The organism is Pseudoalteromonas shioyasakiensis (assembly GCF_024518675.1).
GTDB lineage: Bacteria > Pseudomonadota > Gammaproteobacteria > Enterobacterales > Alteromonadaceae > Pseudoalteromonas > Pseudoalteromonas shioyasakiensis_B.
On the sequence record NZ_JANIGL010000001.1, the window covers coordinates 824,288 to 836,572 of the forward strand.

General features: G+C 38.9%; 10 protein-coding genes. 5 read left to right on the forward strand and 5 right to left on the reverse strand.

All coding sequences use genetic code 11. The features are described 5' to 3' along the window. Positions 1 to 11: 11 nt before the first annotated feature. The 3 genes from NQT69_RS03565 to NQT69_RS03575 form a co-directional block, all read right to left on the reverse strand. A complete protein-coding gene (locus NQT69_RS03565) occupies positions 12 to 899 on the reverse strand; it encodes a class I SAM-dependent methyltransferase (protein ID WP_256826331.1) in 888 nt (295 codons plus the stop codon). A gap of 60 nt (positions 900 to 959) precedes the next feature. Further along, positions 960 to 3,575 carry a TonB-dependent receptor gene (locus NQT69_RS03570; protein ID WP_256826332.1) on the reverse strand — a complete coding sequence of 872 codons (2,616 nt, stop codon included), beginning with the start codon at positions 3,573 to 3,575 and terminating at the stop codon, positions 960 to 962. Between the two features lie 284 nt (positions 3,576 to 3,859). Continuing rightward, positions 3,860 to 6,217, reverse strand: a complete 2,358-nt coding sequence (locus tag NQT69_RS03575) for a DNA polymerase II (protein ID WP_256826333.1) — start codon at positions 6,215 to 6,217, stop codon at positions 3,860 to 3,862. A gap of 60 nt (positions 6,218 to 6,277) precedes the next feature. Here NQT69_RS03575 and dinG point away from each other — a divergent pair, with 60 nt between their 5' ends. The 5 genes from dinG to NQT69_RS03600 all read left to right on the forward strand — a co-directional run bounded on the left by dinG (position 6,278) and on the right by NQT69_RS03600 (position 10,239). Further along, positions 6,278 to 8,353 carry an ATP-dependent DNA helicase DinG gene (dinG, locus tag NQT69_RS03580; protein ID WP_256826334.1) on the forward strand — a complete coding sequence of 692 codons (2,076 nt, stop codon included), beginning with the start codon at positions 6,278 to 6,280 and terminating at the stop codon, positions 8,351 to 8,353. Next, complete coding sequence (locus NQT69_RS03585; RefSeq protein ID WP_256826335.1) at positions 8,353 to 9,129, forward strand: TSUP family transporter; 777 nt, start codon at positions 8,353 to 8,355, stop codon at positions 9,127 to 9,129. The genes dinG and NQT69_RS03585 overlap by 1 nt, the downstream gene beginning before the upstream one ends. A gap of 1 nt (position 9,130) precedes the next feature. Continuing rightward, the gene (locus NQT69_RS03590; protein WP_256826336.1) at positions 9,131 to 9,739 is read left to right on the forward strand and encodes a primosomal replication protein; all 609 of its coding nucleotides are present in this window, start codon (positions 9,131 to 9,133) and stop codon (positions 9,737 to 9,739) included. 76 nt (positions 9,740 to 9,815) lie between these two features. Beyond that, entirely contained in the window at positions 9,816 to 10,088 is a 273-nt protein-coding gene (locus NQT69_RS03595; protein WP_256826337.1) for a late competence development ComFB family protein, read from the forward strand. Beyond that, on the forward strand, positions 10,081 to 10,239 hold the full coding sequence (locus NQT69_RS03600) for a DUF2496 domain-containing protein (RefSeq protein ID WP_256826338.1): 159 nt from the start codon (positions 10,081 to 10,083) through the stop codon (positions 10,237 to 10,239). Before NQT69_RS03595 ends, NQT69_RS03600 begins: the two co-directional genes overlap by 8 nt. A 20-nt stretch (positions 10,240 to 10,259) precedes the next feature. Here the strand turns inward: NQT69_RS03600 and NQT69_RS03605 are convergent, their stop codons facing one another. After that, positions 10,260 to 11,294, reverse strand: a complete 1,035-nt coding sequence (locus tag NQT69_RS03605; RefSeq protein WP_256826339.1) for an isoaspartyl peptidase/L-asparaginase family protein — start codon at positions 11,292 to 11,294, stop codon at positions 10,260 to 10,262. A gap of 125 nt (positions 11,295 to 11,419) precedes the next feature. Beyond that, positions 11,420 to 12,124 carry a SapC family protein gene (locus NQT69_RS03610; protein WP_256826340.1) on the reverse strand — a complete coding sequence of 235 codons (705 nt, stop codon included), beginning with the start codon at positions 12,122 to 12,124 and terminating at the stop codon, positions 11,420 to 11,422. Positions 12,125 to 12,285 lie beyond the last annotated feature (161 nt).

Sequence of the window (12,285 nt, forward strand, 5' to 3'; positions counted from 1 at the left end):
ATATACGCCATTTAAGTACATCCATCAACTCCATAATTTCCTTTTACATAAACAGCAATAAGTTCATTATTTTCGTATATTTCACCAACATTGACGACCTGGCTATTAGATTTAAACTCCTCTATTAACAAGGCTGTATTATTTGCCGCGTTAACTAACTCGTTCAACCTCAAAATTAAAAGCTTGAGTTCTTTATCAAATAGTTGCACTGCTTTCAGGAAATCAATATCTTTATTTTTATTTGCTAATAAAAAGTCTATGAAGAGTTGTAAGTTCGTACCTGTTAACGCTTTTTTTTGCTCAGCAACTCGACTATCTAAATAGGAATTAACTTTTGTTAAAGTTGTTTGAGTTAAGCTTTCATCTTTATTTTGTATTGCTAAAGCAAGGCTATAAATATCTTCAAGTATATTTGAATTTATAGATTCAGCTTCTAATAATATTTTACTATTTGGCTCAATAATTATAGAGTCTGGGCTATGGCAAACAAATAAGTAGCTTCCTCCAGGTTTAAGTACCCTAAAAATCTCAGCAACACTAGTATTTAAGCCAGTATACTCCATAGAAAATTGACCGATTACAATATCAAACATCCCGTCTTTAAATGGCATGTCTTTAGCATCAATATTTGAATAAAACTCTCCATTTAATTGACTGGTTATTTTTTTATTTACTTCTGCTTTATCAACTCCAACAAAACTTAAGTTGGTACGATCTTGTAATAAAGCTATTAATGCTCCATTACCTGTCCCTACATCCAAAATCAAAGCTTTCGTTTGTATTTCTTGAGCGTAGTCTTTCCAAAAACTTTTTAATGCACCTTGATAGTTACCTTTAAAAGCACCACCAAAAGATGTTAAAAAGCCTTGTTCCCAATAATTTGTCCAATGCTTACTCATAATGCAACCCAAAAAAAAGGCTGAATAAGATTCAGCCTTTATATATTCAACTTATAAACTTTAGAAGCTAATTGTATAAGTTACACGATAGTCTCTACCGTAGTTATTATATAAATCAGGATTAGTGTATTCACCTGCAGAATCAAGTACAGGATCTTCATTTGTTAAGTTATTAACAGATAAACGAACAGTACCGTAATCACCTGCATCATAAGAATATGTGATGTTGTGAATTAACCAATCATCTAACTCACCTTCTTGTACAAGAATACCTGTGTCAGCATCTGGAACTTCATCTTCAGATGTCGATGCAGTGTAGTTTAAGTTCCAAGCAAAGCTGTGTTCATCAAGTGACCAGCTTAGAGTAGTGTTAGATTTGTAATCAGGTTGACCACTCCATCCTGCTGTATTATAAACTCTTCCACCAACTTCTTGATCATATGACAATGTAAAAGTATTTACTGAGTTGTAACGGAAAGTACCAACACTTGTGTCTACACTACCATAAAGAGTTAAATCTAAACCTTCGATTTCGAAACCATTACCGTTAAAGTAACCAGTACCTGCTTCTAATAGGCGGCCAGTTTCAGCACGAACTAGATAGAAGGTTTCACCTGAAGTGTCTTCACCTGGAGCTAGCGCTGTAATTAAACCTGCAGATTCATCCGATAGTAAACGTTGAACTGTTTTAGTTTGAATTACATCATCAATAGCTAGATTGAAGTAATCAACTTTGAAACCGATATTATCTGTCGCATCCCAAGCTACACCTAAGTTAGTGTATTCAGAAGTCTCAGGACCTAACTCAGAGTTAGATTTGTAGTAAGTATCTACTTGCTTTGGTGAAGTATCACCTTGTGCGTAGTCGGTTGCGCTTTCTGCACTAAATGTTGTCGCAGCATTAAGCTCATCTAGGCCCGGAGCACGGAAGGCTTCAGAGTAAGATGCACGAACTACAACTGAATCAGTAGCTTGCCAACGAACAGATGCTTTAGGAGCAACATTATCACCGAAGTCAGAATAATCATCGTAACGAACAGCTAGGTTCAACTCAACTGAATCAATGATAGGTAAAGCTGCTTCATAGAAGAAAGCCATAATATCACGTTCACCCTGAGCAGAGTTACCTGCAGAACCACCAATTAAACCAGCTTCTGATTGGCCATCGTAGATATCAGCATACGTTTGCTCTAAGAATTCAGCACCAAAGTAATGAGCAACTTCACCACCTGGTAATTCAAACATATCAAAACCGATACCACCATTATACTGGTTAAAGGTTGAAGATGAACTTTGTAAAGTAGTTGCTTTCATATTTGCAACACCTTCATCAGAACCTAAATCGATTCCATTTGCAGTGTTGTGCGCTAAACCACCATAACTTAGGTAATATTCACCAACTGACTTATTGTCAGCTTTATTAGTGTGGTAATAAACATCCCAGAATGCGTTATTCCACTCAAGATCACCACGTAGACCCATTAAGTAATCTTGACTGTAATCATCAACATTACCATCACGAGTACCAATGCCTACCCAACGCCAGTAGCCTGTAGTAGCCTCGTCATATGGGTTTGCTGGATTATCGGCTTCCATATTTGACCATGCAGCTGCTGGTGGAGCATAACGACCAAATGAGCTATTTTGAACGAACATAGCTCGACCATACCATTCAACTGCATCGCTAAGTTCATAGTTCGCATCAAGGTAAACAGTATTACGATCAATAGATGCTTTGTTGTAAGAAACATTAGCAAATGCATACATACAATAAGTTGAACCAGGGCCCCAATCGTTATCGGCTGCTACTTTTTGGAAAGTATCTTCACCATACTCTGCAATTAGGTCATCACAAATAGGAGAAGCTTGTGCTTCTGAGAAGTCAGGAGATGCTACTGTAGCACCATAAATTGACCAACCAATTGTTTCACCGCTATATGCTTGAATTACACCATCACCATCAGCATCAATCATTTTTGCTTTAGTGTAATCACGTGCGCCATCAGAAATACCTTCACGCTTTTGGTGATCAAAAGCAAATGTTACATTACCTTTGTCAGTAGAATAACCAGCAGTTACAGAGAAACCTGAGTTAGTAGTACCTTCATCTTGTTCACGGTGACCAGCCTCAGCTTGGAACTGTAAGCCTTCAAAATTCTTTTTCATGATGATGTTTACAACACCAGCCATTGCATCAGAACCATACGTTGAAGAAGCACCATCGGTTAGGATTTCGATTCTTTCAACAGCAGCCATTGGGATAGAGTTCAAGTTCGCTGCTTGACCACCTAAAGTTGGTGAGCCAGGCATACGCTTCCCATCAAGCAATACAAGAGTACGGCTAGAACCAGCACCACGTAAATTGATTGTTGCTTGTGATTGAGCTGAACTACCTGAACGCTCTGAGAATGAACCGAAAGAGTTGAAGCTACTACCACGTAGAGCATCGGCTACTGTAAAGTTACCTTCTACTTGCATGTCTTCTGCAGTAATGATGTTTACCGGAGATGCGCCTTCAAGGTCGGTACGTTTGATGCGAGAGCCCGTAACTTCGATACGTTCAACTTCTTCTACACCTTCTTCAGCAGCGATTGTGCTCGCTGAGAATGCAGCTGTTGATGCTGCACCAAAAGCAATCGCTAAGCGAACCGCTTTTGAAACTTTATTATTTAACATTTGATTCTCCCTGGACCACTATACTGTGGTTATTTTTATTTAGCATTTGTAAATATTCACAACATAAGATTGTAAACATACAGAGATACTAAACAAAAAAATCACGACTGCCAACATTTGTTCACGAATATTTAAACTAATTTGCGAGATACAGCCAAATATACCGATAAAACATACAAAAAAAGAAAGAGATGGGGTTTTTTTGAACACAAAAAATAATTTCCCCTCACACAAAAACACAAAAAAGGAACAAAAAAGGAACAAAAAACTCTAATATTGAATTGTTAAAACAGGTCTAACTGATGTTTTTTTGTCCGTTTAAAGTCTAAATTTAGTGGCTGGAGTATCATTTGTGCGATAGGTTTAATTTGCTTTTCGACGTAGAGTGCATAATCATACTTATTGCCATTTTGGTGCAACCTCGCACCATCATGGGTATACACGTACTCTACGACCTGACCTTTTACAATTTCAAAGTCTGGGTTTTGCGCTTGGTATTTTTTTACTGCTTGAACATGGGGTGGGATATTTTTTTCATATTCACCGATATGCTGACCAAGCCGTTTGCGGTAAATTAGTTTGTTATCAAATTCACCCGCATGTAAACGCTCTATATAACCTTCGATAATCGGTGTTAACATTTCGGTTTTAAAGTTTTCATCAAATAACGTTTCAAATAGCTCTATTTGAAATTGCTGCGCAAGTTCGGTCCAATCACTGCGTACAGTTTCCATTCCTTTAAAGATCAGCGCTTTTTTGCCCTTGTTGTCAACTTGCCCAACATAACGCTTTTTAGAGCCTGTGCTTTTACCACGTATGGTTGGCATAAAAAAGGGACTGTAATGAGTTTCAAACTCGATTTCTAAATAGCTTTTTAGTTTAAAGCGTTCTGCTATATTCGCTTCCCATAACGAGTTAATAGTTAAAGCAAGTTGCTGCCCTAGCGCTTTACAGTCATTGGCTGACATAGATTCGTCAAGGCTAACAAATGTAGAGTCTGTATCGCCATAAATAACGGTATAACCCAGCTCTTCAATCCATTTACGTGTCGTTTGCATAATTTCATGACCACGTAGCGTGATAGAGCTAGATAAGCGTGGATCATAAAAACGACACCCTTTTGAGCCCAATACGCCATATAAGCTATTCATAATTATTTTTATAGCTTGAGACAACATCGGCTGATTCGTTTCTTTTGCTGTTTGCCTTGATGTTGATAATGCTTTAATTAATTGTGGTAAATGATGCTCATTGCGAGAAAAGTAAGCTTCATGAAAACCAGGAATAGCATCATGTATATTGTCGAGTCCTTTAATAAGGCCAAGAGGGTCAATACAAAAAGTGCGCATAATGGATGGGTAGAGGCTTTTAAAATCCAGTACTAATACATTTTTATAAAGACCAGGAGTAGACTCCATTACATAACCTCCTGGGCTTTCAAACGTTAAGCCATGTTCACCTAAATTAGGTGCAACATAACCACTGCGATGCAATAAAGGTAAGTACAAGTTTGTAAATGCAGCGACTGAGCCCCCCATCCGCTCCAATTCAAGCCCGGTTAACTCTGTGCGAACAACGGCAAATTCTAGCAAGTTTAATTTTTCAAAAATGCGATTAACCAGCACGCAATCCTGTCGGTTGTATGCCGCTAGTGCTAGCTTATCTTCATTATATTGACGGATAATTTCAGCTAAACGATTATCGCTTTGAATTAGCTTTGCTTCGCCCAATACTTTATGGCTGACATTAGCCAAGGAGAAGCTATCAAAATGGTAGGTAGCATTTTTTAAGGTGTCTATTCCATCGACTACGCAACGTCCAGGTATGGTTAACCGAGTGAAGTTGCCTTGTTTTACATAGAGTGGGCTATTTCCTCGGCCAATATAAAGTTTAATATTTAACTCTTCTGCCCTTCTAAAAAGTACCGTAAAATCAAATTCAATAACATTCCACCCTATGATGATATCTGGATCAACGTGTTGAATTAGGATTTGAAATTGCTTTAGTAAGTCGAGTTCATCATTACACCAATGTATTTTTTGCTCGCAATCTATGGTTTCCCCGACCATGAGTACACAGTCTATTCCATCACCTACAAGGCCAATTGAGAACAACACCCCTTCGCCATTGCACTCAATATCTAAAGAGAGCGTTTTAAATGAAGGCGTATAACACTTTGCCGCTTTCATTTGCGCATTATCAATTTGTAGATAGCCATCTTGCTGAGTTACTTCACCTGTCACATACACGCTGCCACGAATAAAGCGTTCCATCAAAAAGCGATCTGTATGGCGAATATCTGCTTCATAGATATCAACATCGTGTTCAAGCAAGGAGCGGGCTTGGTATAATGCTTGGGTAGATGAAAAATAACAGGCCGTACATTGAGAAGAATCAAAATGGCGGATAGCAACAGTGTTAAAACGCACCGGAATATGTGCTTTTTGTAGCAGCTGCTGGGCTTTTGCAACATCGTCAGAGCGAATAAAAAAGACAGCTTGTTGGTTTGGGATAAGTACTTTGAGAGGACCAACATCACTGTTTAACCAATAACACAAGGTGATACCGTGTTGAGAGTTATACTTATTTGGTCCATATTGTTGCCTAGAAAGTATAAAGCCTTGATAGATAGCTTGTGTCAATGTTCGATCCCAATTAATATACAGCACTGTAATTATATACATACTTTAGGTTATTCACCCATGCTTTCTGATCCATTAAAAGCCACAATCCGAAAAATTCATAAGCATGTGGCTGATAACCTCAGTGATTATCGCCCGCGTAGTAGCCAAAACTATCTTGTCGCTGAAATAGCTAAAACTCTTGCCGGCGAATATCATAAACAACAGCGTATTTGCGTAATTGAAGCAGGTACTGGCACAGGTAAGTCCCTCGCTTATTGTTTAGGCGCATTACCTTTAGCGCTGGCGCAGAAAAAGAAACTTGTTATTTCCACAGCAACCGTCGCACTGCAAGAACAACTGATCAGTAAAGAGCTGCCGTTTTTTAAAACTCATTCTGGGCTTGATTTTAAATTTGACTTAGTGAAAGGTCGCCAACGCTATATATGTGCACATAAGCTACATAATGCTGTAAACGGCGATAGCCAAACTCAAATGGAGTTTATGCCAACGCTGACATCTCCATTAAGTACCATGGAAGCAAAATGTTTAAAGCAGTTATATGACGCATACACAAATAAAAAATGGCAGGGTGACAGAGATAGTTGGGCTGATACAATCCCTGACCGAGTGTGGGGATTAATTGCCTGTGATAAGCATGCATGTCAAAGGCAAATGAAAGCACACCAAACATGCCCATTTCAACTTGCTCGCCAACGCTTGATGCAAATGGATGTTTTAGTCATTAATCACTCATTATTGTTAGCGGATTTAGATTTAGGTGGAGGTAAAATTTTACCAGAGCCTGATAATACAATTTACGTAATAGATGAAGCTCACCATCTGGCACATATAACTCGTGACTTTTCATCGGCTGCAGCAACGATCAAAGGCACTATTGACTGGCTGGATAAATTAACTAAATTCAGTGGAAAAATGGCCAAAGTGCTTGTTGGTCAAAAAGCGATTGGGCAAAATTTTAAACTGTGTGACAGTATTAATGACGCCAATAAAGACTTAAAAGTTGTTCGCGATATCTTAGACAACGCCGATTTTAACTATTCAAGCGATGACACCTACCGCTTTGAGCACGGAGAAATTCCTGATTCATTATATAACAAAGCAAAAGATATCAGCGAAGCCACTCTCGATGCATTGCGCTGTTTAAATAAAATGCACGATACACTTGTGCAAGACGTCAGTGATGGCGATATCAAACCCTATGTCGCAGATCCCATTTTAGGAGAAAGTGGACATTACATTAATCGTTTAGAACAATTGAATAAATTATGGTTCAGTTACGCAACAAAAGGAGAAGGTATTCCCCACGCCCGATGGATAAAGCGTTTAGAATATAAAAACCATCATGATCACTTACTCAGTGACTGCCCTATTGAAGTGGGTTATTACTTAAAAGATAAGCTCTGGCGTCAATGTGCAGGTGCTGTTCTGTGCTCTGCGACATTAACAGCACTGGGATCATTTGATCACTTTGCCTACGAAAGCGGTCTTGCTAAAGAAGAAGGAGTAAAATACTTAAAAGTTCCTTCCCCTTTTGACTACCCTAATCAAGCAACGTTGCATATTCCAAAAACGGCTATCGAACCAACACATAAAGATTTTAGTGATCATTTAGCTAAAATCCTTCCTGAACATTTAAATAAGCAGCAAGCGAATTTGGTTTTGTTTGCATCCTATTGGCAAATGGATCATGTTGTAAAAGCGTTGCGTACTAAAAACATCGACATCCTAGTACAGGGTGAAATGTCACGTGAAGCGCTGTTAAAACAACACACCAAAAATATCGACTCAGGCAAAGGGAGCATTTTATTTGGCACGCAAAGTTTATCAGAAGGGCTGGATTTGCCTGGTAAATACCTTGAAAACCTAGTGATAACTAAAATCCCTTTTGCTGTGCCTACTTCCCCAATTGAAGAAGCCCAAGCTGAGTTTGTACAAAGTAAAGGCGGCAACCCATTTTTATCTATTACCGTCCCTGATGCGGCAAAGAAATTAGTACAAAGCTGTGGTAGACTGCTGCGCAAAGAGAACGATCAAGGCCGTATCACTGTGCTTGATCGTCGTTTAGTGACCAAGCGCTATGGCAAAGCCATGCTTGATACGCTACCACCCTTTAAAAGACAAATAGATTATTAATGTTTGAACTTGCACTTGATCCAACAACCTGGGCACTCCTTTGTGCTGTAGCACTTGCTGCTGGCTTTATTGACGCGATAGCCGGCGGTGGTGGCATGTTAACCGTACCGGCGCTTTTAACTGCGGGTTTACCGCCTCATTTAACATTGGGTACCAATAAACTTGCTGCCAGTTTTGGTTCTCTCACCGCCAGCATAACTTATTTTCGTAAGCAACTATTTAATCCCCGCTTTTGGGCGGCCTCTATCATTGCAACGGCATTAGGGGCACTTATAGGCACTTTAATAGTTGATTACTTAAGCATAGAGTTTTTAAATAAACTGTTGCCCATTGTGATTATTATTGTCGCTTGCTATAGCCTTTTTGGTAACCTAAGTACGGTTGAACATGACAAATTACCCCCTTTAAATAGAGCAACAAAAATTAAGCAATGGCTGCAAGGCTTAAGTTTAGGTTTTTTTGATGGTTTAGCAGGGCCTGGAACCGGCACGTTTTGGACGGCTTCAAACAGTTTACTTTATAAAATGAGCTTGCTGCTTAATTGCGGTTTAGCCCGTTCAATGAATTTTGTTTCTAACTTTGTTTCTCTTATCACATTTGTAGCACTAGGCCATGTTAATTTTTTACTGGGTATTACCATGGGTTTCTTTTTAATGTTTGGTGCATGGTTAGGCGCGCACTCAGCTATTCGCTTTGGCAGTAAATTTATACGCCCGGTGTTTAATACTGTGGTTATCATCTTGGCCTTAAAGCTTATTTATGAGGCGTATTTATAATATGCAATCAGCAGCGTTTGATAAACTGTGCCAACAAGTGGCTACTTTAAAGCAGCAAGCAATACAATTTGATAACGCCAAGCTACTTACCAAAAACAGGTATATGCAAGCACAGCCTAGTTTATTTGACCGACGGGTGTTTTCCACTAAAAGTATGAGTTTAGTAGACTACGTAACTGAAATTGAAGAAGAGATAAGCACTTTACCGCCAGCAGAGCATCGCCATGCTTATAACTATGCGCTCGAACGGATCGGTAACCAAGTGCAAGCTGTGTTTAATGTTATAAAATCCACCCCTATTTGGGCAAAAGAAAATAAGAATACTTTTAAACCACGCAATAAACCTAAAGTGTATCAGCAAGCAGTAAAAAAAATAATGCAACCAGTACACGAACTCTATGATGAATTAAAACAAAATCATGAATTTGAACGTCGTTTAGTTTTAATGATTGAAGAGCGAAAATTGCAGATGCAAAATGCAGGGCCAACAAAAGCAAAAGAACTTAATTTAGAAATATTAACCATTCATGGCCGTTTGGGTCGTTGTCGTAAAGCTATCTCTGCCACTGAAGAAAAGATACAAACGGTAGAAAAACAACAATTGCGTTAGCACACCCTAATCTCGATTTATTTTAATTCCTAGTATAGACTGAGGTTATGCTAACATTTTAACGGTAGGCAAGTTTGTGCGACTACATGACGATATACACAATTACTATGAGAAAATAGTAGTTGATGAAATAATAAAGCGCCAACTAGGCAAACAATACAATGATGATGTAATGGCCGATTTTTGCTGTACAGTACTAAATCAATTGCCACCGCGTTATATACGTTACGATGTTGATATGGCATTTTATTTACCACACCAAGAACGTGTTCATATGGAAGAACAAGTTAACATCGCTATTGATGTAGCAATTAGCCAAATAGCAAAAAAACAGGTCATTAATGAATAACGATTTAAACCAAGCCCCAACTTATGTAAAACTCGCTGTCGATCTAATCATGGTATTAGAACAAAGTGATGTAAGCCCTGAAGAAGTGCTGCAAGCATTAGAAATCGTAAAAACTGATTACACCAATAAGCTTGCAGCCGAGCAGCCGTAAAGCTCCTACAAAATCATCAATCACTCATCTTTAAATATTGCCACTTTAGTGGCTTGTGAATTAGATTTGCTCGCTCTATACATACCACTCGTATTAAATGGTAAGCTCATATTACCTTTGCTATCAATAATAATCACTCCGCCGGTTCCGCCAATCGGTTTGAGTACATCATTAATAACTTCGTTACCAGCTTGCACTATCGTTTTATCTTGGTATTGAACTCGTGCACAAATATCAGCGGCCACATTATAACGAATAAAATACTCCCCATGACCTGTCGCTGACACAGCACATGATGCATTATCTGCAAAGGTACCAGCGCCAATAACAGGTGCATCACCAATGCGACCAAAGCGTTTTGCTGTCATCCCTCCTGTCGAAGTACCTGCTGCTAAATTGCCGTTTTTATCAAGTGCTACAGCACCAACCGTTCCCATTTTGTAATTATCGGGTAAAGCATTATGTGCTGCTTGATAATCTTTACTCGTTGCTTTTGCCTTATCTAGTTTTTCTTTAGCTTTTAACAGTGATTTATAGCGTTTTTCTGTATCAAATAGATTATTTTCAACCAACGAAAGTCCTTGCTGCTTGGCAAATTCCTCTGCCCCTTGGCCACTAAGCATCACATGGACAGATTCTTCCATAACCAAACGCGCTAAGTTGATTGGATTTTCAATATGCTTAACCCCAGCAATTGCCCCTGCTTGACGATCTCGCCCATCCATTATTGAGGCATCAAGCTCATGGGAACCATCATAAGTATAGACAGCACCGCGACCCGCGTTAAAATATGGAGAGTTTTCTAAAACATTAATTGCTGCAGTAACTGCATCAAGGCTTTCCCCCCCACCCTCTAAGACTCTATAACCCGTTTCAACTGCTTCTTTTAGTTTAGCGCGGTAAGCTTTTTCTTGCTCTGGTGTAAACCGGCTTTTTTCAATCGTACCAGCACCTCCATGAATCGCGATTGCAAATGGCACTTCTGCACTCAGTGCGTATGGGCTTAAAATGGCGGCCGTTGTACTAAACAATGCCGTTAAAAGTAACTTTTTCATAATGCTGGTTCACCTTGAATTTTGATTACTCTAATGTGGATAAACTCACAAGTAATTTCAAGTTTAAGCAGATAAAAGACACAAAAAAAGCGCCTAATGGCGCTTTTTATACTTTCGCTTGTTGATTACGCTTGTTGCGCTTTTAAACGAGCTAAACGTGCTACTTGGTGAGTAGACGTTAAAAATGAGTAAATTGGCGCTAAATAACCACGTTTACGAAGATCTAAAAACTCTTCATCACTCAGTTCATTTAGTTTTTTCTCATCGATAAGGTAGATACCGTTAATATCTTTTTTCTCACCTTTGATATCAACTGTAAGCGTTTGTGCTACCAGTAGCTCTTTGTCAGCTAAGAACTTAGTGAACGCTTCTGTTACTTGTGAAAACTCGATAAAAGATACTAGCGCTTCTTTACGACGTTTTAAGTAATCAGTCTCTTCACCGTTTTCAAATAAAGCGCGGCCTTCAGTTTCACTCACAAGAGGGCTTGCTTCGTCAATCACAATGCCATATTGGTCTTCTTGAGGGTGCTTAACAAGGCCTAGTGGGTAGCGTGTTGTAGCCATAGGTGCAAATGCAGCTGTCCACTCACCATCCTTGATGAAAAGGTTTTCGCCTGGCTCTAGACCAAACATTGCAACAGCTTGGAATTGACCTGTTTCGTTATTTTTTACGAAAGACATAGGGAACTCATTTGCTACACGGGCAAACTCATGTGCGACTACAGGCACTAAGTGCTGAGTTTTTAAAAATTCTACATTGATGCCATTTTGAATTTTAGTGTTGGCATGTTTTTCGTTGTGTAAAGGCTGTACTTGTTGCTCCGCCATGTTACTGCTCCATTATATATTTAATTTTATGTTTTTGCTGTTAGTGCCCTAAGGCTATAGGTTTTGACGGCAAAATGGAAGTGAAAATTTTGTGGCAGTTTGTAGCAAAGCTGGCATTAAGATAAGATGTCATTAGCATATTTTGAGCAGTAAAGCATAAT

Excerpts from the sequence above, each read along its gene's own strand:
- NQT69_RS03565 (WP_256826331.1), bottom strand. The coding sequence starts at position 899 with ATGAGTAAGCATTGGACAAATTATTGGGAACAAGGCTTTTTAACATCT.
- NQT69_RS03570 (WP_256826332.1), bottom strand. The coding sequence starts at position 3,575 with ATGTTAAATAATAAAGTTTCAAAAGCGGTTCGCTTAGCGATTGCTTTT.
- dinG (WP_256826334.1), top strand. The coding sequence starts at position 6,278 with ATGCTTTCTGATCCATTAAAAGCCACAATCCGAAAAATTCATAAGCAT.
- NQT69_RS03585 (WP_256826335.1), top strand. The coding sequence starts at position 8,353 with ATGTTTGAACTTGCACTTGATCCAACAACCTGGGCACTCCTTTGTGCT.
- NQT69_RS03590 (WP_256826336.1), top strand. The coding sequence starts at position 9,131 with ATGCAATCAGCAGCGTTTGATAAACTGTGCCAACAAGTGGCTACTTTA.
- NQT69_RS03600 (WP_256826338.1), top strand. The coding sequence starts at position 10,081 with ATGAATAACGATTTAAACCAAGCCCCAACTTATGTAAAACTCGCTGTC.
- NQT69_RS03605 (WP_256826339.1), bottom strand. The coding sequence starts at position 11,294 with ATGAAAAAGTTACTTTTAACGGCATTGTTTAGTACAACGGCCGCCATT.
- NQT69_RS03610 (WP_256826340.1), bottom strand. The coding sequence starts at position 12,124 with ATGGCGGAGCAACAAGTACAGCCTTTACACAACGAAAAACATGCCAAC.